The sequence below is a fragment of the Microbacterium sp. genome, from assembly GCF_047607465.1.
Classification (GTDB): Bacteria; Actinomycetota; Actinomycetes; order Actinomycetales; family Microbacteriaceae; genus Microbacterium.
Genome location: NZ_JASGCY010000070.1, coordinates 25576 through 49908, shown reverse-complemented (window position 1 = coordinate 49908; position 24333 = coordinate 25576). Strand labels below are relative to the sequence as shown.

The 24333-nt window shown below is 69.8% G+C and carries 24 protein-coding genes and 1 pseudogene; 15 read left to right on the top strand and 10 right to left on the bottom strand.

Annotated features, from left to right (window positions below; all coding sequences use genetic code 11):
* Positions 1-207 (bottom strand): annotated as a pseudogene (locus QM568_RS10200) (hypothetical protein); the annotation flags it as partial.
* Between the two features lie 206 nt (positions 208-413).
* Between QM568_RS10200 and QM568_RS10195 the strand changes: the two are divergent.
* From QM568_RS10195 to QM568_RS10170, 6 genes are all read left to right on the top strand, one after another.
* On the top strand, positions 414-1106 hold the full coding sequence (locus QM568_RS10195; protein ID WP_415138441.1) for an NTP transferase domain-containing protein: 693 nt from the start codon (positions 414-416) through the stop codon (positions 1104-1106).
* 80 nt (positions 1107-1186) lie between these two features.
* Complete coding sequence (locus QM568_RS10190) at positions 1187-2119, top strand: hypothetical protein (RefSeq protein ID WP_415138439.1); 933 nt, start codon at positions 1187-1189, stop codon at positions 2117-2119.
* 76 nt (positions 2120-2195) lie between these two features.
* Entirely contained in the window at positions 2196-2498 is a 303-nt protein-coding gene (locus QM568_RS10185; protein ID WP_415138437.1) for a hypothetical protein, read from the top strand.
* Between the two features lie 128 nt (positions 2499-2626).
* Positions 2627-2932: a HigA family addiction module antitoxin gene (locus QM568_RS10180; RefSeq protein ID WP_415138435.1), complete on the top strand. Its 306-nt coding sequence runs from the start codon at positions 2627-2629 to the stop codon at positions 2930-2932.
* Between the two features lie 115 nt (positions 2933-3047).
* Positions 3048-4637, top strand: coding sequence for an acyl-CoA carboxylase subunit beta (locus QM568_RS10175; protein ID WP_415138433.1), 1590 nt, complete (start codon positions 3048-3050; stop codon positions 4635-4637).
* Positions 4634-4861 (top strand): acyl-CoA carboxylase subunit epsilon, encoded by a 228-nt coding sequence (locus QM568_RS10170; protein ID WP_415138431.1) that lies wholly within the window; start codon positions 4634-4636, stop codon positions 4859-4861. Before QM568_RS10175 ends, QM568_RS10170 begins: the two co-directional genes overlap by 4 nt.
* A gap of 181 nt (positions 4862-5042) precedes the next feature.
* Here QM568_RS10170 and QM568_RS10165 read toward each other — a convergent pair whose 3' ends face one another.
* The 5 genes from QM568_RS10165 to QM568_RS10145 form a co-directional block, all read right to left on the bottom strand.
* A complete protein-coding gene (locus QM568_RS10165) occupies positions 5043-6275 on the bottom strand; it encodes an ROK family transcriptional regulator (RefSeq protein ID WP_415138429.1) in 1233 nt (410 codons plus the stop codon).
* Between the two features lie 248 nt (positions 6276-6523).
* The gene (locus tag QM568_RS10160; protein ID WP_415138427.1) at positions 6524-7534 is read right to left on the bottom strand and encodes a hypothetical protein; all 1011 of its coding nucleotides are present in this window, start codon (positions 7532-7534) and stop codon (positions 6524-6526) included.
* Positions 7531-8766 carry a sensor histidine kinase gene (locus QM568_RS10155; protein WP_415138425.1) on the bottom strand — a complete coding sequence of 412 codons (1236 nt, stop codon included), beginning with the start codon at positions 8764-8766 and terminating at the stop codon, positions 7531-7533. Before QM568_RS10155 ends, QM568_RS10160 begins: the two co-directional genes overlap by 4 nt.
* Position 8767: 1 nt before the next feature.
* A complete protein-coding gene (locus tag QM568_RS10150) occupies positions 8768-9418 on the bottom strand; it encodes a response regulator (RefSeq protein WP_415138423.1) in 651 nt (216 codons plus the stop codon).
* A gap of 259 nt (positions 9419-9677) precedes the next feature.
* Complete coding sequence (locus tag QM568_RS10145) at positions 9678-10925, bottom strand: class I SAM-dependent RNA methyltransferase (RefSeq protein ID WP_415138421.1); 1248 nt, start codon at positions 10923-10925, stop codon at positions 9678-9680.
* A 36-nt stretch (positions 10926-10961) separates the two neighbouring features.
* Between QM568_RS10145 and QM568_RS10140 the strand changes: the two genes are divergently transcribed.
* Positions 10962-11600: a Maf family protein gene (locus tag QM568_RS10140; RefSeq protein WP_415138419.1), complete on the top strand. Its 639-nt coding sequence runs from the start codon at positions 10962-10964 to the stop codon at positions 11598-11600.
* Between the two features lie 77 nt (positions 11601-11677).
* Complete coding sequence (locus QM568_RS10135) at positions 11678-13441, top strand: acetyl/propionyl/methylcrotonyl-CoA carboxylase subunit alpha (RefSeq protein WP_415138417.1); 1764 nt, start codon at positions 11678-11680, stop codon at positions 13439-13441.
* 42 nt (positions 13442-13483) lie between these two features.
* On the opposite strand, the gene QM568_RS10130 is transcribed toward QM568_RS10135, so the two are convergent.
* Complete coding sequence (locus tag QM568_RS10130) at positions 13484-14350, bottom strand: hypothetical protein (RefSeq protein ID WP_415138415.1); 867 nt, start codon at positions 14348-14350, stop codon at positions 13484-13486.
* Positions 14351-14471: 121 nt separating this feature from the next.
* Between QM568_RS10130 and QM568_RS10125 the strand changes: the two genes are divergently transcribed.
* From QM568_RS10125 to QM568_RS10110, 4 genes are read left to right on the top strand one after another with little or no spacing between them, the layout of a single operon-like run.
* A complete protein-coding gene (locus QM568_RS10125; RefSeq protein ID WP_415138413.1) occupies positions 14472-15539 on the top strand; it encodes a hypothetical protein in 1068 nt (355 codons plus the stop codon).
* 1 nt (position 15540) lies between these two features.
* Positions 15541-15909 carry a hypothetical protein gene (locus QM568_RS10120; protein WP_415138411.1) on the top strand — a complete coding sequence of 123 codons (369 nt, stop codon included), beginning with the start codon at positions 15541-15543 and terminating at the stop codon, positions 15907-15909.
* The gene (locus tag QM568_RS10115) at positions 15899-16336 is read left to right on the top strand and encodes a hypothetical protein (protein WP_415138409.1); all 438 of its coding nucleotides are present in this window, start codon (positions 15899-15901) and stop codon (positions 16334-16336) included. The genes QM568_RS10120 and QM568_RS10115 overlap by 11 nt, the downstream gene beginning before the upstream one ends.
* A 10-nt stretch (positions 16337-16346) precedes the next feature.
* Entirely contained in the window at positions 16347-16643 is a 297-nt protein-coding gene (locus QM568_RS10110; protein WP_415138407.1) for a WXG100 family type VII secretion target, read from the top strand.
* Between the two features lie 24 nt (positions 16644-16667).
* On the opposite strand, the gene QM568_RS10105 is transcribed toward QM568_RS10110, so the two are convergent.
* A complete protein-coding gene (locus QM568_RS10105; RefSeq protein ID WP_415138405.1) occupies positions 16668-18119 on the bottom strand; it encodes an NAD(P)H-quinone dehydrogenase in 1452 nt (483 codons plus the stop codon).
* 45 nt (positions 18120-18164) lie between these two features.
* Between QM568_RS10105 and QM568_RS10100 the strand changes: the two genes are divergently transcribed.
* The 3 genes from QM568_RS10100 to QM568_RS10090 all read left to right on the top strand — a co-directional run bounded on the left by QM568_RS10100 (position 18165) and on the right by QM568_RS10090 (position 22042).
* Complete coding sequence (locus QM568_RS10100) at positions 18165-18998, top strand: purine-nucleoside phosphorylase (protein ID WP_415138403.1); 834 nt, start codon at positions 18165-18167, stop codon at positions 18996-18998.
* Positions 18995-20665, top strand: a complete 1671-nt coding sequence (locus QM568_RS10095; protein ID WP_415138401.1) for a phospho-sugar mutase — start codon at positions 18995-18997, stop codon at positions 20663-20665. Before QM568_RS10100 ends, QM568_RS10095 begins: the two co-directional genes overlap by 4 nt.
* A gap of 87 nt (positions 20666-20752) precedes the next feature.
* Complete coding sequence (locus tag QM568_RS10090; RefSeq protein WP_415138399.1) at positions 20753-22042, top strand: flavin-containing monooxygenase; 1290 nt, start codon at positions 20753-20755, stop codon at positions 22040-22042.
* A 24-nt stretch (positions 22043-22066) separates the two neighbouring features.
* Here the strand turns inward: QM568_RS10090 and QM568_RS10085 are convergent, their stop codons facing one another.
* Together QM568_RS10085 and QM568_RS10080 are read right to left on the bottom strand one after the other, a co-directional pair.
* Positions 22067-23173: a polysaccharide deacetylase family protein gene (locus tag QM568_RS10085; protein ID WP_415138397.1), complete on the bottom strand. Its 1107-nt coding sequence runs from the start codon at positions 23171-23173 to the stop codon at positions 22067-22069.
* Between the two features lie 3 nt (positions 23174-23176).
* The gene (locus tag QM568_RS10080) at positions 23177-24292 is read right to left on the bottom strand and encodes an adenosine deaminase (protein WP_415138395.1); all 1116 of its coding nucleotides are present in this window, start codon (positions 24290-24292) and stop codon (positions 23177-23179) included.
* Between the last annotated feature and the right edge of the window lie 41 nt (positions 24293-24333).

Here is a 24333-nt window from a genome sequence, read left to right as displayed (position 1 = left end):
GGCGATCGCCGCGGCGCTCTGCGCCGCCGTCCGTGCCGCCGGGCGCTTCGCCGCCGGGCGCCTCGCCGCCGGCTTCTGCTTCTGGGCGCGGGGCTTCGGAGACGGCGCCTCCACGCCGTCCTGCTCCGCTCGTTCCACACCCCGCTTCGCAGAAGTGCTCGCGGCGTCAGCCACCTCGGGGGTGCGGTCGTCGGAAGAAGCGGTCACCGTCCGAGGGTATCAATCGAGGACGACATCGGCCTGCGGCGAGCAACATTCGGGAGCCTGAATGTTCCGTGTGCAATCGGTCACGAATTGACAACGGCACCCCCTCACCCCGGGCTATTCCAGAGTCTCTCGCTACCATGAGATCGGCACGAAGAAGTGTCTGGTCGGTTAATCGACCGTGAACACACCTTCCTTTAGGAGCACTCGTGACTCTTCAGACCGTCATTCTCGCAGCAGGAATGGGCTCGCGTCTCGGACGCGCGCTGCCGAAGCCGCTCACCGAGCTGAGCGATGGCCGCACCATCATGCGCCAGCAGCACGATAACATCCGCGCGGCGTTCGGGTCCGATGCCCGCATCACCACGGTCGTCGGCTACCGCGCCGAGACGATCATCGAGGCCTTCCCGCACGTGAACTACGTGCACAACGAGCGCTACGACGAGACCAACACCTCGAAGAGCCTGTTGCGCGCACTCGCGGCGACCGGCAAGTCCGGCGTGCTGTGGATGAACGGCGATGTCGTCTTCGACCCGATGATCCTCGGCCGCGCCACCGCGTTCATCGAGCGCGACCAGTCCTTCGTCACCGTCAACACCTCGAAGGTGAGCGACGAAGAGGTCAAGTACACCGTGACCTCCGAGGGCTTCATCGACCAGCTCTCGAAGACCGTCAAGGGCGGCCTCGGCGAAGCGGTCGGCATCAACTACGTCTCCTCGGCGCACAAGAAGGCGTTCATGCGCCAGCTGCAGCGCGTCGATGACCAGGACTACTTCGAGCGCGGCCTCGAACTGGCGATCGCCGAGGACGGACTGCTGCTGGAGCCGATGGACGTCTCCGATCTGTACGCCGTCGAGGTCGACTTCGCAGAGGACCTCGAGCGGGCGAACCTGTTCGTCTGATCCTCTTCTCATCGAATGCCCGGTGCCGTTCGCACCGGGCATTCGGCGTTCTCGCGGCCGGCGTGCCTAGGATTTGAGCCATGGGTGAGAAGGTTCAGAAGATCCATTCGCTGCCCGATGGCGCGGCATGGGACACCGGGGTTGCGCCGCCGGGCTCGAACGAGCATCCGTTGATGGTGCGCGGTCTCGACCGGGTCCTGGCGATCCAGCGCCCGCTCGTGCTCGCCCATATCCGCAGCATCCGTCTGCGTCATCCGCTCGCGACGCCTGCGGAGATCATCCGCATGCTCGAGGGCCGCTATCTCGCCGCTGTGACCACCGGTGGCGCCGCCGTGGGCGCCACCGCCGTCGTGCCGGGCATCGGCACCGGCGTGACCCTCGCCCTCTCCGGTGTGGAGACGGTGGGCTTCATCGAGTCGACCGCGCTGTTCGCGCAGTCGGTCGCCGAGGTGCACGGCATCGCCGTCTCGAACCCCGACCGGGCGCGGGCGCTCGTGATGACGCTCATGCTCGGCAAGGAGGGCGTCGCCCTCGTCGGCCAGCTGGCCGGTCAGGCCGCCGGACGCGCCGGCACGCGATCGGCGTACTGGGGCGAGCTCGTGACGAAATCGCTCCCCCGCGCCGCCGTCGGCCCGATGGTCGATCGTCTGAAGAACGTGTTCATCAAGCAGTTCGCCGCGCGCGGCGGCGCATCGTTCCTCGGCAAGGCCATGCCGTTCGGCGTCGGCGCGGTGATCGGCGGCGCCGGCAACCACATCCTGGGACGCCGTGTGCTGACCGCATCGCGCCAGGCGTTCGGGCCGGCGCCGCTGACCCTTCCGGCTGAGCTGGAGCCCGTCGAGGGCGCCGAGAGGATCGAACGACGGATGCTCCGTGGGGCGCGTTTCGCGGGCGACGCCGTCGCAGGGGCCGTCGGCACGGCGGCGCGCGGTGCGACCTGGGCCGGCCGCAAGGCGCTGACGCTCGGGCGACGTGAGCGCAGCGACTCGCCCTCCACGGCCGAGCCCGACTGACGACTTCTTCACACAACGCGGGCCCGCGTCGCTGACAGGCGGATCGTCGTCCGCGCCCGCCCCTAACGTGACGGGCATGTTGAGACCCGTCGAGCCCACTGATCCTCGCGCTCCCGCCTACCGCGTGCCCTGGCAGGTGTGCCGTGATGATCTCGCCCACCCTGTCGTCAGCAACAGGAGCGGCGAACCCGCCGACTTCGTCCGCATCTTCCATGACGACCCCGCCGACCGCGCGTCCACGCAGCTGTGGGGCCAGGTGCTGCCGGGCGAGCGGATGGAGGTGTGCCTGTGCTCGGCAGACCTCGACGAGGTCGTCGTGACCATCGCCTGGTTCCGCCCGCACGACGGCTTGGAGTACGTGTGGCGATTCGTGGTGTGACGACGCTCAGCCGCGTCGGTGCTCCTGCTCCCGACGGCGCTCATCGACACCTGAAGACAGGTCGCGGATGCATGCTCTCGAGCGTTGTATCCTGTTGCGCAACACGCAACAACCGAGGATTACCACTGATGGACGAGCTGAAGCCGATGTACGACCCGCCGCACCCGGGCGAGCTGCTCCTCGACGTCTACCTTCCTGCTCTCGGCATGAGCGGCCGGGAACTGGCGGTCGAACTCGGCGTCGCACCGTCGACGCTCAGCCGCGTCTTGAACGGATCCAGCCGCGTCACGCCCGAGATGGCTCTGCGCCTCTCCAAGGCTCTCGGCGCTTCCGCCGAGAGCTGGCTGGCGATGCAGAACGCCCACGATCTGTGGGTAGCGCGCAGCACCGTGAATCTCGACGCGGTGAGAAGGATCGACCGCGCGGTCGCCTAAGCTCCGGCATCCACGACGACAGCAATGCATGATACGTGCATCCCCCAAAGGATCGCGGATCGCGTTGTAGCGAGCATCCAACGGCCTCCGACAAGCCCGCGCTAGGGTGGAGAGCGTGACGGAACAGCCCGACCTCTTGACCACCGCCGGCCGCATCGCAGACCTTCGCGCACGCTACGACGAAGCCGTCGTCGCCCCGGAGGAGCTCGCCAAGCAGAAGCAGCACGCCAAGGGCAAGATGACCGCCCGTGAGCGGGTCGAGCTGCTCGTCGATGCTGGAAGCTTCGTCGAGTTCGACGAGTACGTCCGCCATCGCACCACCGCCTTCGGCATGGACCGCAACCGCCCATACGGCGACTCGGTCGTCACCGGCATCGGCACCATCCACGGCCGTACGGTCGCCGTCTACTCGCAGGACTTCACCACCTTCGGCGGCTCCCTCGGCGAGGTCGCCGGCGACAAGATCACCAAGATCATGGACTTCGCCCTCACCAACGGCATGCCGATCATCGGCATCCTCGACTCCGGCGGCGCCCGCATCCAGGAGGGCGTGCTCGCGCTCAGCAAGTACGGCGAGATCTTCCGCCTGAACACCCGCTCATCGGGTGTGATCCCGCAGATCTCGATCATCATGGGCCCGGCGGCCGGCGGCGCGGTGTACGGCCCCGCCCTCACCGACTTCGTCATCATGGTCGACAAGACCAGCCAGATGTTCGTCACCGGCCCCGACGTCATCAAGACCGTCACCGGCGAGGACGTCGGCATGGAGGAACTCGGCGGAGCCCTCACCCACAACACGCGCTCAGGAGTCGCCCACTACCTCGCCGAGGACGAGGACGACGCCATCGACTACGCGAGAACCCTGCTCGGCTACCTCCCCGACAACAACATGGCCGAGATCCCCAGCTACGAGAGCGGCTTCGAGTGGGAGACGACGGATGCCGATCGCACGCTCAACGCGATCATCCCCGACTCCCCCAACCAGCCGTACGACATCCACACGGTGATCGAGCACGTCGTCGACAACGGCGACTTCATCGAGGTGCAGCCTCTCTTCGCGCCGAACATCGTCATCGGCTTCGGCCGCGTCGAGGGCCGCTCGGTGGGCATCATCGCCAACCAGCCCTCGCAGATGGCCGGCACCCTGAACATCGAGGCGGGCGAAAAGGCGAGCCGCTTCGTGCGCTTCTGCGATGCGTTCTCGATCCCGATCGTCACGCTCGTCGACGTGCCGGGCTACCTTCCTGGGACCGACCAGGAGTGGACGGGCGTCATCCGCCGCGGCGCGAAGCTCATCTACGCCTATGCCGAGGCCACGGTGCCGCTGGTGACCGTGATCCTGCGCAAGGCCTACGGCGGCGCGTACATCGTCATGGGCTCGAAGCAGCTCGGCGCCGATGTGAACCTCGCATGGCCCACCGCGGAGATCGCCGTGATGGGCGGTCAGGGCGCGGTGAACATCCTCTACCGCGGCGAGATCAAGAAGGCCGAGGAGGCCGGCGAAGACGTCGCAGCGGTGCGCACGCGCCTCGCCAACGAGTACACCTACAGCGTGACCTCGCCCTTCCTCGCCGCCGAGCGCGGCGAGCTGGACGGCATCATCGAACCGGCGAACACGCGCGTCGCCATCGCGAAGGCGCTGCGGGCGCTTCGCGGCAAGCGCGCTGAGCTGCCGCCCAAGAAGCACGGGAACATCCCGCTGTGACCGGCGCAGAGCCCGAGAAGCAGGATCCGACGATCGAGATCCTGCGCGGCAGCGCCACCGAGGAGGAGCTGGCGGCGCTCATCGCCGTCGTCAGCGATGCCTATGCGCAGGAGGAGGCTGCCGCAGTGGCCGCTGACCGCCGGGTCTCGGCATGGCAGCAGACACGGCGTCCGATGCGCTCGACGATGCGGCGCGACATCCCCTGGGGTCGCTTCTCCGGCTGAGCCAGCGGCAACAACTGGGGATCCGGTCGCATCTGCGGATCCGCGAGCCCCCCGACTCGCGGATCACGCAGACTGACTGCATCGAATTCGGGCGCCGTACGCAGATGCCAGGCGCCGCCCCAGATCGACACCGTAATACTACATCGATTCGAGTTATTCGATCAAGCCTTTTCGCCCGTTGTCATTCCGCGAGGAAGAGATCCGAGGCGCGAGGGGTGAGCACAGCGTCGAGCACCATGCACGCAGCTCCCACCGCGCCCACGTCATCGCCGACGATCGTGCCGTCGACCGCCATCGGACGCACGGCCCTGGTGACGTTGCGCGCATCGATCAGCGCCGGCAGCTCGCGGAGGCAGATCGGCTCCAGACGGCTCCACAGCGGCCCTCCGAGCACGATGCGATCGACGTCGAGCAGGTTGGCCAGCGCCGAGATCAGCACGGAGAGATGCACCGCCGCACGGCGCAGGAGCTGCCCCGCCTGGCGGTCACCGGCGCGCGTACGATCGCAGAGTTCGGTGAAGCGGGCGTCGACGGCCTCGACATCGTTGCCCTCGCGGTCATCGAGGAGCACGCCTTCGCGCTCGGCCTCCTCGACGATCGCCTGCGGCGTGCACACGACGTCGACGCATCCGCGCAGTCCGCAGCCGCACAGGGCGCCGTCGGGATCGACGACGATGTGGCCGATCTCTCCGAAGTTCCCCGAGGCCCCCGTGATGACATCGCCCCGCATGACGAGCGCGGCGCCGATGCCGGTGCCGAGATAGAGGAACACGAAGGTGTCATCCGCAGGCCCCGTCCCCTTCCACAGTTCGCCGGCTGCGGCCGCGGAGGTGTCCTTCTCCAGCACCACCGGCAGCCCGGTCCGCTCGGAGAGCACGGCGCGCAAGGGCACGCGGTGCCAGCCGTGGAGCTTGGGAGGATCGATCACGGTGCCCCGATCGGCGTCGAGAGGCCCTGGCACCGCGACACCGATGCCTGCCAACCGCTCCCGATCGACACCGGCATCCGCGACGATGCCCTCGACCGCCTGCGCGATGACCTCGACGAGGCGGCGGGGGTCGTTCTCGTTCGTACGGACCACCCGTTGCTGGACGACCTCGCCGGACAGGTCGAGGAGGACGAGGGTGATCACCGCCGGATCGAGGTGCACGCCGATGGAGAAGCGACTGTCGGCGACGAGCCGGAGGATCACCCGGGGCTTGCCCGGTCCGTTGATGGCGCGGCCCGCCTCCGCGACGAGTCCGTCGCCGAGCAGCCGCCTGGTGATGTTCGTCACGGTCTGCGCCGAGAGCCCGGTCGCCTCGGCCAGCTCGATCCTGCTGACGCCATCCGCCGAGCGTCGGATCGACTCGAGGATGACAGCCTGGTTGAAGTCACCCATCCGGGGGAGGTTGGTGCCTCTGCGCGTGCCCATAGACCTATCTTGTCCCCCAAAATACCTACAGACAACGCGGGCACGGTGCGTCAGAATGATGACAACGCTTCGCGTTCGGTCGGTGCCTCCGTTCCAGGGTAGACGGATGGTCACCGGTCTTCAGCGGCCGGTTTTCGGGTAACCGCGCCGCGCGGCGAGGGGCAGGCGGTCTCGCCGCCCCTCGCCCACTCCGGCTCACCTCGGCCCTGATCCTCCTCCCCGTTCAGAGCCGAGGCGCGGGCCTGCGCTCAGTCCGCGCCCGGTTCGCGCTCGATCTCATGCCAGAGATCGACCTCGTCGTCATCGCGCGACGATCCCGAGCTCGCGCGGCCGACGACCGTCACGGCGACGCGTTCGTCATGAGCGGCACGGATGATGACGCGCGATGCGCGCGCATCGGCGAGCACTCCGGCGAGCTCATCGCGGATCTGCGCCCGGCGCGTGTCGGAGATGCCGTCCAGTCCGCCCTCGTCGAACACCGTCACCGCGATCCCCCGCCGCCGTGCATCGTCGATCGCATCGCGCACCGCATCGTTGAGCAGGCTCGCGCCGCGCAGCTCGTCCCGCAGCCGCCCCTCGGCCAGACGCGCCTCCAGCCGCTCGGCCTCATCGAGCACCCCGTGCGTGGCGACGACGCGGCTGAGCACGGGGCCGGCGACGGCCAGGGCGAACTGCGTGCGCAGCCGGCGCTCGCGCTGGCGGACCTGCTGCGTCGCGTGCCAGGTGGAGACTGCCTGCTGGATGTCGGCCAGTCGCTCCGTGTCGCGGATCGCCCTGTCCCAGAACAGCACGAGCAGCCACGCCACGAGCATCCACACGATCGAGCCGACGAGGCCGAGCGAGAGCGCGCCCGCGATCCCCAGATGCACCCAGCTCAGGGCGACGAGCGCGATGAGCACGGCCGAGGCGATCACGTGACGCCGCCGCACCACGAGCACGACGCCGAGGAGACCGATCGCGCCGATGTACCAGGTCGCGAACGGGGCGGTGCGCTGCTCGAGGGCGAGCGAGTGCGTCGCCAGCGACTGCACGACCACGCTGCTCACGGCCGCGGCGATCGCGACCCACAGCGGCATGCGCACGTTCACCGCCGCGTCCCACAGGATCGCGGCGTTCACGGTCACCAGGTAGAGGAGGATCGCCGCGACCAGCAGCAGGGGCTGGGCCGGCTGCTCGATCCACCACACCGCGCGGGCGGCGAAGTACATCGCGAAGCCGATGGCGAGCAGGGTCGCGACGCTGCGCACTGTACGGTTCATGCGCGCGACCAACCGAGGGTGACGACGGTCCCTGTGCTGTTTGAGTCGATCTCGGCGGTGCCGGCGACCCCGGCCATGCGCGCGAAGATCGATGCCCGGATGCCCAGCCGATCGGCGCCGATCGCCTCGGGATCGAAGCCGGGCCCGTTGTCGCTGATCACCACCGTGGTGCCGTCGTCGCCGTCGCCGATGACCACGACATGCAGTCCACGGCCGGCGGCGTGCGTGACGGCATTGCCCAGCGCCTGCCGCGCGGCGAGCACGAGCGCTCTGGCGACGCGACCGGGCAGGTGCCCGGCGTCGCCGCGCTGCTCCACGATGGCATCCGCCCCCAGTTCCGACAGCGCGCGCCGCAGCTCGATGACGATCTGCCCGACCGCGACCGGCTCGTCGCTGCCCTCCTCCGCGACGCCGGCGTCGGTGTTCGCGAGCCGGGTGAGCGCCTCCCTGGCCATCGAGACCGCGAGCGTCTGCGCCCGCGGAGTCTCGGCGCGCTCGGCGGCGATGAGGGCTGCGAGCACGCTGTCGTGCATGAGCGCAGACATCGCCACCCGCTCCTCCTCGGCGGCCGTGGCCGCGGCGGCGGCGGCATAGGACGATACGGTCCGGCCGCGCACGTCGTCCACTCCGGCGGCGACCGAGCGGAACATCCAGCCCAGGGCGATGATGACGAGCCCGAGGATCAGCGTGAAGGACACGTCGAACCCTGTGGTGACCCAGAACTCGTTCGAGAAGTCGCCCTGCACGAGGCGCACGTAGCCGTACACGAAGGGCATGCACGCGGCCCAGACGAACTGCAACCAGAGCGGGAAGGCGAGCATGGCGGCGACCACACCGACGTTCACGAGGAAGAAGATCCACGGCTGCTGCGCGGCGACCTTGTGGTTCGGATTGACCACGACCGGCCACAGGATCAGGGCGATGAGATAGCCGACGGCGAAGAGTCCGGATGCCGTGCGGACCCCGCGCCCGAGCACGCAGGCGACGAGCATCGCGGCCAGGGGCGCGAAGACGAGCACGAGCATGCCCACGTGCGCGAAGTCCGCCTCCGACAGCGTCGTGAGCGCCGCGATGAGAGCCTGTGCTCCGAGCACCGTGGATCCGACGGCCACGACGATCGCGAGGATGCGCTCCATCCGCTTCGAGGTGAACCGCTCGGAACCGGTCTCGATGCTTCCAGGAGAGGGGATCTTGCTCCATGCCTCCCGGATGCCGACGCCCTCGACGGGCACCTCAGGCTCCGTCGGGGGCGTAGATGCCGTCTTCGATCGCGCGACGCATGAGATCGACCTTGGTCGAGGCCGTGCGACCCACGCTGACGTACTTCACGCGGACCCGCGAGATGTTCTCCTTCGCCGTCGAGTAGGCGACCCCGAGCCGCTCGGCCACGGCCTTCAGCGGGAGCCCGGTCGCATACAGGCGCAGCACCTCGCGTTCGCGGCTGGAGAGCTGGGCGTCGGAGAACTCGCGGTCGCCGTCGACGGCGCTGGCCCACTCGACGTTGTTCAGCGCCTCGCCCTGGGCGACGGTGCGGATCGCGTCGAGGACGTCGTCGAGCGCGGACGATTTGCTCACGACACCCGCCGCGCCCGCCACCAGCGCCTCGCGCACGGCGACTGGGCGGTCGGCGACACTGTGGATGACGACGCTGGAGCCGTCGGCGACGATCGAGGCGACGTTCTCGGTGACGGTGGTGCCGTCGCCGAGGGTGAGGTCGAGCACGACGACATCCGCCGGCGCCTGTCCCGCTTCACGGCGCCAGTCGAGGTAGGAGCCGACGGTGCTGCCGGAGAACACCACTGTCTGCTCGCCGTCGCGCGCACACGCCGCCTCGAGACCGAGACGGACGGACTCGTGGTCATCGATGAGTGCAACGGTGCTCATTGCTCCAGCCTACTGATCCCGTGCGGCGCGCCGGAGGTCGGCGCAGGGCCTTCTTGAGGCCGGTGGCGGTCGGTTTGTCGGGTGCGGATGCCGGTGCGCCGGCGTGTCGGGCAGGATCCGCCCGACATTCGACAATCGGCCCGACAAAGCGCCCGCCACACCTGCCAGCATCCGTTCGTCGAAGCACGGTGCAGGACTGTCTTCGTCCGCGCCGGCCCCCTCGCGAGGCGACCGACGTCAGGAAAGCCGGAGGCAGGACTCAGCGCGTCAGCAGCGCGACGACCTCGAAGTGGTGGGAGTGCGGGAAGAGGTCGAACGCGCGCAGCCGCGGCACCTGCCAGCCGCGCTCGCGAAAGGTGCCGAGGTCCCGGGCCAGGGCGACCGGATCGCAGGCGACGTAGGCGATGGCATCCGGGGCCATGGCATCGATCGCCTCGACGACGGCGCGGCCGGCGCCTGCGCGCGGCGGGTCGAGCACGACGGCACCGGCGCGGCCGCGGGGGGCCTCCTGCAGGAAACGGTCCACGCGTGCGGTGACCGCCGTCACCTCGAGCGGGGCGAGGTTCTCCCGCGCGTGCGCCGTCGCCCGCGCGCTCGACTCGACCGTGACGATGTCGCGCGCGCCGAGATCGGCGAGCGTCGCCGCGAACAGGCCGACACCGCCGTACAGGTCGAAGTGCCTGGCCGTGTCGTCGACGTGATCCTCGAGCAGCCCGTAGACGGCGGCGTCCAGGACGGATGCCGCACGCGGATGCACCTGCCAGAAGCCGTCGGCATCGACCTGGAAGCGCCGCTGCCCGACCTGCTCGTGCACGACGTCGTGGCGGCGCCGCGGCGGACGAGCGGCCCCTAGTCGGCGGGCGGACTCCTCTCGGCGGATGATCCGGACCCGGCCGTCGGCCGGCTCGACGAGCTCGACGCGACCGGGCCGGATGCCGGCGAGATCGGACGCCGCTTCGGCGATCGCCGGCCGCGCGAGCACGTGCTCGCCGACCTCGATCACGCGGTGGCTGCGCGCGGCATAGGGACCGACGCGTCCGTCATCGTCGACATGCAGCGTCACCCTCGTGCGCCAGCGCGTGCCGTCGGAGGAGTCGACGGCCTCGACGTCGGGGATTACGAGACCAGGGCCGGCGAAGCGATCGAGCGCCTCGCCGAGCACCTGCCGCTTGAGCACGCGCTGGTGGGCGAGGCCGATGTGACCGAGATCGGCGCCGCCTGGACGCTCGGCAGGATCGCGCGACAGATCGGCCTCTGGCCAGACGTGCGGCCGGCGGTGCGGTGACGGCTCGAGTACCTCGACAGTCTCCGCACGCCAGAAGCTCTTCGACTCCGCCTCCTTCTGCGACCCTGAACCTACCGGAGGGATCAGGCGCGCCCGGACGCGCTCCCCGGGGATCGCGTCGGACACGAACACCACGCGCCCCTCATGGCGGGCGACGAAGGTGCCGCCGTGCGCGATCCCGGTGATGTCCAGATCGAGCAGCGCAGACGTGGGGTCGGTCATCCCTCCAGAATACGGCGGGCGGCTACGGTGGTGAGCATGCGCGTGTGCCTGGCCTCCACCTCCCCCGCCCGCCTGATGCTCCTTCGCCAGGCGGGGATCGAACCGCTGATCATGGCGCCCGAGGTCGATGAGGACGCTGTCGGGGCCGCAGCGGCCGCAGCGCGCGGCGCCGAGCTGCCTCCGGAGGAGCTGGTCCTGCTCCTCGCCCGCGCGAAGGCCGCCGACGTCGCCGCCCGCCTCGCCGACGACGGAGGGTTCGACGGCCTCGTCATCGGCGGCGACTCGATGTTCGCGATCGACGGCCGCGTCTACGGCAAGCCCTACACGCCGGAGGAGGCCACCCGGCGGTGGGTGCGGATGCGCGGCGCCACCGGGATCCTGCACTCCGGTCACAGCGTGCATCGCGTCTCCCCCGGTGTCGCCCCCGTCGAGGCGACCGCCGTCGCCGCGGCATCCGTCACCTTCGCCGACGACATCTCCGACGCCGAGATCGCCGCCTACGTCGCCTCGGGCGAGCCGCTGCACGTGGCCGGCGCCTTCACCGTCGACAGTCTCGGCGGCGCGTTCATCACCGCGGTGGAGGGCGACCCGTCGACCGTCGTCGGCATGTCCCTGTCAACGATCCGCCTGCTCGCCGGCGAGCTGGGCGTCACGTGGACCTCCCTGTGGTCGTAGACTCCCGAAACGTTCTCTGACTTTTCTTGTGGAGAGTCGTCAAATGGATGCCTGCCTGAGTCGATAGGCTGGCAATTATGCCCATCGAGAAGGTACTCATCGCCAACCGTGGCGAGATCGCCGTCCGCATCATCCGCGCCGCCCGCGACTCGGGCATCTCCTCGGTCGCCGTGTACGCCGACCAGGACCGCGATGCGATGCACACCCGCCTGGCCGACGAGGCCTACTCCCTCGGCGGTGCGACGAGCGCCGAGACGTACCTGCAGATCGAGAAGATCCTCTCCGTCGCGCGCCGTGCCGGAGCGGACGCCGTGCACCCCGGCTACGGGTTCCTCGCCGAGAACGCCGAGTTCGCCCGCGCTGTGATCGGTGCGGGCATGACCTGGATCGGTCCGTCGCCCGAGGCGATCGAAGCCCTCGGCGACAAGGTGACCGCGCGTCACGTCGCGGAGAAGGTCGGAGCACCGCTCGCCCCCGGCACGCCCGGTCCCGTCTCCGGCGCTGACGAGGTCATCGCCTTCGCGCAGGAGCACGGCTTGCCGATCGCCATCAAGGCCGCCTACGGCGGCGGCGGACGCGGCCTGAAGGTCGCGCGCGAGCTCGACGAGGTCGCCGAGCTCTTCGAGTCGGCGACCCGCGAGGCCGTCACCGCCTTCGGCCGCGGCGAGTGCTTCGTCGAGAAGTATCTCGACAAGCCGCGCCACGTCGAGACGCAGTGCCTGGCGGATGCCGCGGGCAACGTCGTCGTCATCTCCACGCGCGACTGCTCGCTGCAGCGCCGCCACCAGAAGCTCGTCGAGGAGGCACCGGCGCCGTTCCTCACCGAGGAGCAGAACGACGCGCTCTACTCGGCATCGAAGGCGATCCTCAAAGAGGTCGGCTACGTGGGCGCCGGCACCTGCGAGTTCCTCATCGGCGCCGACGGCACCGTGTCGTTCCTCGAGGTGAACACGCGTCTGCAGGTCGAGCACCCCGTGTCGGAGGAGGTCACCGGCATCGACCTCGTCCGCGAGCAGTTCCGCATCGCCGCCGGCGGCACGATCGACTACGACGACCCTGAGCCCCAGGGCCACTCGATCGAGTTCCGCATCAACGGTGAGGACCCCGGCCGCGGCTTCCTCCCGCAGCCGGGACCCATCCACGTCTTCAAGACCTTCGGCGGCCCCGGCATCCGTCTCGACTCCGGCGTCACCGCCGGCGACTCCGTCTCGGGCGCCTTCGACTCGCTGCTGGCGAAGATCATCGTCACCGGCAAGGACCGCGCCGAGGCGCTCGAGCGTTCGCGTCGCGCCCTCGACGAGTTCGAGGTCGCGGGACTTCCGACCGTGCTGCCCTTCCACCGCGCGGTCGTCCGCGATCCCGCCTTCACCGCCGAGAACGGCGAGTTCGGCGTGTTCACGCGGTGGATCGAAACGGAGTTCGTCAACGAGATCCCCGCGTGGGACGGCGAGCTCCGGGCCCCCGCCGAAGCGGCGGGGCGCCACACCGTGGTCGTCGAGGTCAGCGGCAAGCGGCTCGAGGTCAGCCTGCCCGACCGGGTGGCCGCCTCCGTGAGCGCAGCCGGCCGCCCCGCGGCGGTGCCGCCGTCGCGACGCAGTCACACGACCACGGTCAACGCCGGCGCGTCGGGAGACGCGGTGAAGTCGCCGATGCAGGCCACGATCGTCAAGGTCGCCGTCGAGGAGGGCCAGCACGTCGTCAAGGGCGACCTCGTGGTCGTGCTCGAGGCCATGAAGATGGAGCAGCCCCTGCAGGCGCACAAGGACGGCGTCGTCGGGAGCATCAACGCCGCCCCCGGTACGACGGTGTCGGCCGGTCACCAGCTGCTGACGATCTCCTGAGCGGCGCCGACTGAGCGGCGCCGGCGTTCGGGGCCGAGTGGGCTACTCCCCCGGCGCGGCGGCGCTCCAGGCGCCGAGAAGTTCCTGACCCGCCTGTGTGCCCAGCATCGCCCGTGCCGATGGCGTGCGGTGGAACCCGCGCAGCGCCGACCAGACCACCAGGGGATGCACCTGCAGCGCCGCGGGCAGGACGGTGACGGTCGCCGAGCCGATCGCGTGCTTCGGGTCGACCCGGAGCCGGATCACCGGACGCTGCTCCATCCCGCGCCGGGGCGCCGTCAGGTCGGCCTCGACGGCGCGGATCGCCTCCCACGGCAGGTGCACCGTCTCGGTCACCCGCACGATCGTCACGCCGTGCGGGCCGAGCGCGAGCCCGACCCGGCGGCGCCCGAAAGAGTCGAACCGGAACCGGGCGACGACCGCGCGCACCGACACGAAGGCGAACAGCACCGCGAGGAACCCCATTGCGACGGCGCCGAGGAACGCCTGCGGCCGCCCGGCGAAGCCGATGTGCACGGCGACCGCTGTCGCCGCGGTGAGCACGAGCGCCCACACGGTCGACAGCACCATCGTGACGACGCCCGCGGGGCGCTCGGCGACGAACAGAGCCCTGACCTCGGGGACCTGCGATCCGGCGCGCACGAGGCGCGAGGCCTCGATCAGCCTCATCCGCCCCCGCCCGAACGGCCTGCGGACCGCGACGAGGAGCGCAGTGGCGCCGAACAGCACGAGCACCGCACCAGACCACACCCGGCCCGCCGAGCCCTCCGCGAAGACGATCATCACGGCGGCGACGGCCCAGAGCGCGACGGCGACCCAGAGCATGCCGGTGATCCGTCGGGGCCGCGGCTCCCCCCACGCCGAAGGCCAGCGCTCCAACGGCAGCAGCGCCGCGTGCTCCGCCGTCACGTCAGCCGGCCTGAGGGCACGCGGGACGACAGCAGCAGGTGTGGAAACGGCATGACGTCCATTCTCCCAGGTCGGTCCGGGGTTAGGGTGGAGGCATCGGTGCCCATCGAGGAAAGACCGCATGTACAAGATCGATCCCGCCCGCCTGAGCGCGCACGCGACCGCGTTGACCGAGGATGCCTCATCGACGGCGACGGCCTCCACGTACGCCGCCGACCACATGACGCTCGAGATACTGGACACGTCCTTCGTCTACTCGAAAGCCATGTTCGCCGCGAACGAGACCGTCGAAGCGCTGCAGAGCTACTTCACCGCGCTGAACACGGCACTGACGGCATCCGCGACCGAGCTCGAGGGGACAGCGACGCGGTCTCTGGAGCTCGATGACGCGATCGAAGCCGAGCTCGATCGCGAGTACCCCGACGCCGGTACTTCCCCAGGCCCGACCACACCCGCCGGCGATGCGTCTTCCGGTTCTGTGCACAACGCCGTCGATGAACTCACGCCGCCTGCCACCGAGGTCCCGGAGGATCTCGTCGCGACGATCCTCACGACCGACTGGCTGAGCCCCTTATCAGCGCTCGCGCAGGTGCTGGACTGGATCTTCGACTGGGACTACCTCGACGTCATCGCGAAGAACTTCAGCGGCGACTGGAACAAGCTGTACGAGGTGTCCGATGCCCTCAAGCACCTCGGCGCGTACACGCGCGTCCAGGGTGACAACGTGCGCCACGAGATGGCGGTCACGGCCGGATCGTGGAGCGGCGAGGCGGCGACGGCCGCCAACGTGTTCTTCACCGACATGGCGGACAACCTCCGCGACGCCGGCACGAAGATCGCCGAACTCGGCCCGGAGTTCGAGGCGGTGTCGCGCGGCATGATCAGCACGGCCTCGCTCGTGAGCGACGTGTTCGCGAAGATCCTCGACGCAGCGCTCGTCGCAGCGATCTGCATCGCCGCGGGCACCGTGAGCATCGAGACGATCGTCGGTGGCATCCTCGGCTACCTCTGCGGCGGTATCGAGATCGGCTATGCCCTGTGGCTGGCCAAGTCCGCCTACGACACGGTGCAGAGCGTGCTGACCTTCTTCGACGCTCTCGGTGCGGCCGTCGGCGTGCTCGGCTCGCTGCTGGCAGGCGGCACCGACCTTCCCGTACCCGCAGGCTACGACAACGCACAGGTGGATTGAGATGATGCAGGACCCCACGATCGCCCCCGAGGGAGAGGTCCCCGACCAGCGTCGAGTGCTCGGCACCGCGCAGGCAGGCAGCCCGCTCGATCTGCGCGCACGCGAGCTCCTCGCCCGGCTCAGCCGTGATCCTGACATGGACGAGAGCGTGCGCACACGGGCGGCGGAGGCGCTGGCCGGTCGAGCGACGCTCCGTGACGTGGCGCAGGTGCCTGCGTTCGCGGCCCGGATGGAGGAGGCCGGTCGCGTCCTGCGCTCCGCGCTGGCCGACATGGACGACGAGCAGCGGGAGGCGGTCCGCACGGCATTCCTACGGGGTGCCGACGGCGGCTCCGAGACGACGGGCCGAGGGGGCACCGATGCGCCGTGATCTCCTCCCGGTCGCCCTGCTCCTGACGGCGACCGCACTCGCCCTGAGCGGATGCTCGTCATCTGCTGCACCGTCGACACTGACCGTGCAGTCGGAAAGCGGCGAGGAGCAGACGATCACGGTGTCGGATCTGCAATGCGTCACCAACGGGTCGAAGTTCATCGCCTCCAGCCTCCAGAGCAGGATCGGCGACCTCTCGGCGTTCACCGCGACCGTCTTCGGCGACACGGAGAATCCGATGACCTGGATCAGCCTCGGCGAGGATCGCTGGTTCCTCACCACCGAAGAGTTCACGCACGACGGCGCTGTGGTCTTCGATGAGGCCGAAGGACGCATCGGAACGTCGGATGACGGGTACCCGACGCAGTTCGACGAGACCGCCATCATCAATGGCGCGTTGCCCTGCACGACGCAGAAGAGTCTTTGAGGAGGACGGGTTGGACAGACGCATCATCGCCGTCGAGCATGACACGCTCGACGAGGTCTGCCGGCAGATCACACTGCACGTGAGCGCCATCGATGACGAGCTGGACAGGCTCGAAGCCGCTGCCGCCGCGCTGTCGGGGCAATGGTCGGGCGAAGCGAGGGACGCCTATCACGTGGCTCAGCGCGGCTGGGATCAGACCATGAGGGAGATGACCGCGATCGCCCGGCAGCTCTCGGCAGTCGCACGGCAGGGCAACGACCGCTTCCGCAGGCAGGACGCCCGCGAAGCGTCGGTGTGGGCGCGCTGAGGCGATCGCACCGCCCCGACGACGTCACTTCGCGATGTACACCTGGTGCATCGCGCGCGTGGCGTCGGTGAAGCTGCTCGTCAGCGACGGGTACGCCGCGAACACGCGCGAGACCTGGTCGACGTTCAACCGGCGCTCGACGGCGAGGGCGAGCGGGTAGATGAGCTCCGAGGCCTTGGGCGCCACGACGACGGCGCCGATGAGCGTACCGGAGCCGGTGCGGGCGATGAGCTTGACGAAGCCGTCGCGGATGCCCATCATCTTCGCGCGCGGGTTCGCCGCGAGCGGGAGCTTGTGCACAATGCCGTCGGCGAGGCCGTCTTCGACGTCCTTCTCCGAGAAGCCGACGGTGGCGATCTCCGGCGCGGTGAAGATGTTCGCGGTGATCTTCAGCTGCTCGAGCGGGATCACGATGTCTCCGAGCGCATGGAACACGGCGGTGCGGCCCTGCATGGAGGCGACGGATGCCAGCGGGAAGAAGTTCGTGCAGTCGCCGACGGCGTAGATGTTGGGGACCGAGGTGCGCGCGACCCGGTTCACCCTGACGTGCCCGGATTCGGTGAGCTCGACCCCCGCCTCCTCCAGGCCGATGCCGCGGGTGTTGGGGATCGAGCCGACGGCCATCAGACAGTGGCTGCCCTCGACGGTGCGTCCGTCGGAGAGCGTCACCGTGACCCCGGTCTTCGTCTTCTCGACCTTGTCGGCCCGCGACTTCGAGAGCACGTGCATGCCCCCGCGCTTGAAGACCTTCTCGAGCACGCGTGCGGCGTCCTGGTCCTCGCCTGGCAGCACCTGGTCACGGCTGGAGATCAGCGTAACCTGGGCACCGAGGTTCATGTAGGCCGAGGCGAACTCCGCACCGGTGACACCGGAGCCGACGACGATGAGGTGCTCTGGGAGCTCCTTCATGTCGTACAGCTGGGTCCAGGTGAGGATGCGCTTGCCGTCGGGCTTGGCCGAGTCGAGCTCGCGCGGAGACGCCCCGACGGCGACGACGAGGGTGTCGGCCTCGACGCGGTCGAAGTCGGTGCCGCCGACCGAGGTAGACACGACGATCGCGTTGGGCCCCTCGAGCCTGCCATGGCCAGAGAGGATCTTCACGCCAGCGTCGAGCAACGCGGTGCGCATGTCCTCGGACTGCTGGCCGGCCAGCGAGATCAACCGCTTGTTGACGGCGGCGAGGTTGATCGCGATCTCGGGCTTGAGAGGCTTGCCGTTCTCGCCCTTCGCGTAGAACTGCACGCCGAGGTCCGAGGCCTCGGAGATCGCCACAGCGGCGTCGGCGGTCGCGATGAGGCTCTTCGACGGCACCACGTCGGTGAGCACGGCCGAACCGCCCACCCCCACCCGCTCGACGAGCGTCACGTCGGCACCGAGCTGGGCCGCGGCGAGCGCCGCCTCGTAGCCGCCGGGACCGCCGCCGAGGACGGCGACGCTCTGCCTGTTCACGAAAGGGGTAGTAGCCATGCTGAACATTCTCCCGCACTGGCACGGCACGCCGCACATTCCTAGAGTGGTCTCATGCCAGACACTCTCTCGAACCCCCTCGACGACCCTGCGGCGAACCCCTTCGAGGTCGCCCAGGCCGCCGCAGCCGACATCGCACGCCTGACCGGGGTCGACCACCACGACATCGCCCTCACTCTCGGATCGGGATGGGGCAAGGCCGCCGACATCATCGGCGAGACCGTCGCGACCGTCCCCGCAACCGAGGTCACCGGCTTCTCCAAGCCCGCCCTCGACGGTCATGTCGGAACCCTCCGCAGCATCCGCACTCCCGACGGCAAGAACGTCCTCGTCATCGGCGCGCGCACCCACTACTACGAGAACCACGGCGTCCGTCGCGTCGTCCACTCCGTGCGCACCGCCGCAGCGACGGGGGCAGCGATCATGGTCCTCACCAACGGCGCCGGCGGCGTGCGCGAGACGTGGAAGCCCGGCCAGCCCGTGCTCATCAGCGACCACATCAACCTCACCGCCGACTCGCCTCTCGAAGGCGCCACGTTCATCGACCTCACCGACCTCTACGCGAAGCGCCTGCGCGACATCGCCCGCACCGTCGACCCGACCCTCGACGAGGGCGTGTACACGCAGTTCCGCGGCCCGCACTACGAAACGCCCGCCGAGGTGCAGATGGCCAAGGCCATCGGCGGACACATCGTCGGCATGTCCACGGCGCTGGAGGCCATCGCCGCGCGCGAGGCCGGCATGGAGATCCTCGGCTTCTCGCTCATCACCAACCTCGCCGCCGGCATCCAGCAGACGCCGCTCAGCCACGCCGAGGTCATCGAGGCAGGCCGGCTCGCCGAACCCGTCATCACCCAGCTCCTCGCCCGCGTCATCGAGGCGCTATGAGCGACGCGCTCCTCGACACGGCGCGCGCCTGGCTGCGTCAGGACCCCGACCATCAGACGCGCGACGAGCTCGCGGGCATCATCACCCGCGCCGCCGCCGGGGACGAAGCGGCGACGGCCGACCTCGCCGACCGATTCGGCTCCCGGCTCGCCTTCGGCACCGCGGGCCTGCGCGGAGAGCTCGGCGCAGGCAGCAACCGGATGAACCGCGTGCTCGTCGCCCAGGCGGCGGCGGGCCTGGCCGCCTACCTGCGCGAGAAGAGCACGGGCGGCGCTCCCACCGTCGTCATCGGATACGACGGCCGTCGCAACTCGCGCGTGTTCGCCGTCGATTCCGCAGAGATCTTCGCCGGCGCCGGCCTGCGTGCGATCCTGCTCCCGCGCCTGCTGCCAACGCCCGTGCTCGCCTTCGCCGTGCGTCACCTGGGTGCGGATGCCGGCGTGATGGTCACCGCCAGCCACAACCCGCCGAACGACAACGGCTACAAGGTCTACCTCGGCGGGGCCGACGACGGCTCGCAGATCGTGGCGCCCGCCGACGCCGAGATCGCCCTGCACATCCAGCGGGTGGCGGATGCCGGCGGCGTGGACGCCCTGCCGCGCTCCGAGGGCTACGAGACGGCCGGCGAGGACGTCGTCACCGCCTACGTCGAGGCGACCGCCGCCGTGGCCCCGGCAACCGAGGCCGCAGCCGGGATGCGCTGGGTGTACACGGCGATGCACGGCGTGGGGTGGGAGACGCTCTCGCGCATCGTCACCATCGCCGGGTACCCGCAGCCGCTCGTGGTGAACGAGCAGCTCCGTCCAGACGCCGCCTTCCCCACCGTATCGTTCCCCAACCCGGAGGAGCCGGGCGCGATGGATCTCGCCTTCGCCCGCGCGCGGCGCGTGCAGGCCGACTTCATCCTCGCGAACGACCCCGACGCCGACCGTCTCGCCGTCGCGATCCCCGACGCCACGGCCCGCGGCGGCTGGCGCCGGCTCACCGGCAACGAGGTGGGTCTCCTGCTCGGCGCCCGCGCCGCGCGGGCGGCGGAGGGCTCCCGCGGCGCCTCGCTGGCGTGCTCGCTGGTCTCCTCCCCCGGCCTCGGCGCCGTCGCCGCCCAGCACGGGCTCGACTTCCACGAGACGCTCACCGGCTTCAAGTGGATCTCGCGCGCCCCTGGCATCGTCTTCGGCTTCGAGGAGGCGCTCGGCTACCTCGTGAACCCCGCGACGGTGCGCGACAAGGACGGCCTCTCGGCCGCGGTCGCGATCCTGTCGCTCGCCGCCGAGGCGCGCGAGCGCGAGACGACGATCGCCGGGCTCCTCGCCGAGCTCGGCGAGCGCTACGGGCACTTCGCCAGCGGCCAGGTGTCGATCAGGGTCGACGATCTCACCGTCATCGGCGCCGTAATGCAGTCGCTGCGCACGACGCCGCCCACCCGATTCGGCGAGCGCGGGATCGCCGAATCGGAAGACCTGCTGCAGGCGGCTCCCGGCGCCCCGTCGGGAGACGTGCTGCGTTACCGCCTCGTCGACGGATCGCGCATCATCGTGCGCCCCAGCGGCACCGAGCCCAAGCTCAAGGTGTACATCGACGCGAAGGCCGACTCCGCGGCGGGCGCGACGCAGGCGGTCGCTGAGCTCGAGACGGACGTGCGCGCGCTGCTCGCCGACCGGTCCTGACGGCGCGGGGCGGACATGGCGACCAGACGCGCGAGATCAGCGCCCTGAGCGGGGGCGAGCGGCATGCACGACGACGGGCGGAGCAGCATGAACACCTACGCCATCATCGGCGCCGGCCCGTCGGGTCTCGCCGCGGCGCGGGCGCTGACGCGGCGCGGCATCCGCGTCGAGGGCTACGAGGCCTCGCACGGCGTGGGCGGTCTCTGGGACATCACGAACCCGCGCAGCACGATGTACGAGTCGGCGCACCTCATCTCGTCTCGGACCACCACCGAGTTCGCCGAGTTCCCGATGCGCTCCGATGTCGACTACCCCGGTCACGCGGTCCTGCGCGAGTACTTCGCGCAGTACGCCGACCGATTCGGCCTCGACGAGCTCTTCCGCTTCGGCACCGAGGTCACGCGTCTCGAACCGCACGACGGCGGCTGGGACCTCACCAGCACCGGCCCCGAGGGCGAGCAGACGCGCCGCTACGACGGCGTCGTCCTCGCCAACGGCACGCTCGCGAGGCCCCACGTGCCGTCGTTCGCCGGCGAGTTCGCAGGCGAACTCCTGCACACCGCGCAGTACCGCAGCGCAGCGCAGCTCTCCGGGAAGCGGGTGCTGATCATCGGCGCCGGCAACTCCGGCTGCGACATCGCGGTGGATGCCGTGCACCATGCCGCCTCGGTGGAGATGAGCGTGCGCCGCGGCTACTACTTCGTGCCGCGCTACCTCTTCGGCCGCCCCAGCGACACCCTGAACCAGGGCCGTCCGCTGCCGGCGCGCCTCAAGCAGGCCATCGACTCCCGGGTGCTCAGGGCGTTCACCGGCGACCCGGCGCGCTTCGGCTTCCCCAAGCCCGACCACCGCATCTACGAGTCCCATCCCATCGTCAACACGATGATCCTCAACCACCTCGGCCAGGGCGACCTGCGCATCCGCGCCGACGTCTCCCGCTTCGACGGCGGCCGCGTGCACTTCCGCGACGGCGGCACCGGCGAGTACGACCTCGTCCTGCTCGCCACCGGATACCAGCTCGACTACCCGTTCGTCGACCGGGCGCACCTGTCGTGGCAGGGGGCGGCGCCGAGGCTCTTCCTGAACATGTTCCCCGCCTCCTTCAACGGACTGTACGCGATGGGCATGATCGAGGCCTCCGGCATCGGCTGGCAGGGGCGCTACGAGCAGGCCGAGCTGCTGGCGGCCTACCTCCATGCGCTCGATCACGCCCCGGCCGCAGCGGCGCGGTTCCGCGACCGGGTCACCACGAGCGCCTGGCCCGACGTGACCGGCGGCTACCGCTACCTGGGGCTGGATCGCATGGCCTACTACGTGCACAAGGACGCCTACCGCGCAGCGGTGCGCCGCGAGCAGGCGCAGCTCGACAGTCGCTGACCCCGTCGACACGTGCCGGCGAGGTCAGCCGATCCGCTTCACCAGCGCGTCAAGGCCCATGCCGTAATCGATCCGCACGACGGGGAGGGCGTGCTTGTCGGTGCCGATCGTGACGTAGCCCGGCTCGATCGTCCGCGCCATCTCGTACCCGGCCTGAGCGACCCCCTGCTTCGCCGTGTCGTCGTAGTGCCCGTAGGGGTAGGCGATGACCTCGCGCACGCCGAGGATGTCCCCCGAGGTGTTGAGATCCGCGGCGATCTGATCGGCCGTCCAGTTGACCATCCGCCCCTTGCCGTTGTCGCCCGCCTGGTGCATGTCGTGGGTGTGCGAGCGGCGCTGCACGTAGATCGATGGCGGCGGGTCCTGCCGGTATGCGGTGATCATGAACGACGTCGAGAGCACCTTGTACTTATCGACGATGGGCACCGCGAGGTCGAACCAGCTCTGATCCGCGTCGTCGTCGGTGATGATCACCGAGTGCGCAGGCAGGAACAGCCGTCCGTCGATGAAGGCGCCGAGCTCGTCCCAGGTGGGCAGGTAGAACCCGCTCGAGGCGATATGGCTCATCTGCGCCTCGAAATCTCCGATGTACGCGTAGTTGCCGCGCAGCCACCCCGACTCCCCCTCCGGTTTGGCGGTGAACTGGTGGTACATCAGGATGGGGATCCGCGCGTTCTCCGCCACGTTCTGCTCCGGCGTCATCCACGCGGAGAAGAGCTGCATCCGCTGGTCCCGGCACGCCACGACATCGGCGCCGTTGATCCTGGCGGCCTGATCGAACGAGGCGGCGTCCGCCGCCGTCGGGTACCAGCCGCCGAAGACACGCCCCTCCTCGGTTGGGATCGGCAGACCCTGATAGAGGGCGTCCTGCCGCTGCAGCATGGGCTCGGCGGGAGCCCCGTCACCCGAGAAGCTCACGGCGCACGCGAGCGGATCGTCCGCGTCCCGCAGCAGCTGATCCTCCGGGCTCAGGGGTGGAGGCGCGATCCTCCGCGCCTCGGCACGGGGCGGGACCTGTTCCCGTGCGGCGGTCGCCCAGATGATCCCTCCGGCCGTTCCCGCTCCCAAGAGGATGACAGCACTGACGATGACGACGACGATCTTCAGCCGCCGCTTCCCCCCGGTCGCCATGGCTCAGACGTCGAAGCCTTCGGCGATCATCTCGACGAGCTCTTCGCGCTCCTCGACGGGCAGGAACGTCGCCGCCGCCGCGTTGAACTGGAACGTCTCGAGATCGTCGAGGTCGTACTCGAAGGTCTCGACGAGCAGGGCGAGCTCGCGGGTCAGCGAGGTCGCGCTCATGGTGCGGTTGTCGACGTTCACCGTCACGGCGAACCCGAGCTGGTAGAGCAGGTCGAACGGGTGGTCGGCGAGGGTCTTGCCCCACTTCGCGATCGCCCCGGTCTGCAGGTTCGACGACGGCGACAGCTCGAGCGGGATCTCGCGATCGCGCACCCAGCGCGCGAGGTCGCCGAAGCGCACCTGCACCTCGTCGCCCTCCTCGGTGATCACCTCGAGGTCCTCGGCGATGCGCACCCCGTGTCCGAGGCGCAGGGCGCGCCCGTCGATCAGGGCAGAGCGGATGCTGTCCAGACCCGCGGCTTCCCCGGCGTGCACGGTCACCGGGAAGAAGTTCTCGGCGAGGTAGTCGAACGCCGCGCGGTGCTTCGATGCGGGGAAACCGTCTTCGGCGCCGGCGATGTCGAAGCCCACGGCTCCCCGACCGCGGAACGCCACGGCGAGCTCGGCGATCTCACGCGAGCGGTCGGCGTGCCGCATCGCGGTGATCAGCTGGCCGACGCGGATGCTGCGCCCTGCGCGGTCAGCGGCATCCTCTCCCTCTTCGATGCCCTGCTGCACCGCCTCGACGGTCTCCTCGAGGGTGAGTCCGCGGCTGAGGTGCTGTTCGGGCGCCCAGCGCACCTCGCCGTAGATGACGCCGTCGCGGGCGAGGTCCTCGACGAACTCGCGGGCGACGCGCGTCAGCGCCTCCTTCGTCTGCATCACCGCGGTGGTGAGGTCGAAGGTCTTGAGGTACTCGACGAGCGAACCCGAATCGCTCTGCGTGGCGAACCACTTCCCGAGCGCTGCCGCCCCGTTCTCGGGCACGGCCAGACCGATGGCGTCGGCGAGCTCGATGATCGTCGCCGGGCGCAGTGCACCGTCGAGGTGGTCGTGCAGCGACACCTTCGGGAGGCTGCGCAGTGACACGCCCTGGATGGTGACGTCGCCGCTCTGGTCGATCGACATGGGTTTCCTCTCGGTGACGGATTCGCTCAGTTCAGGCTAGC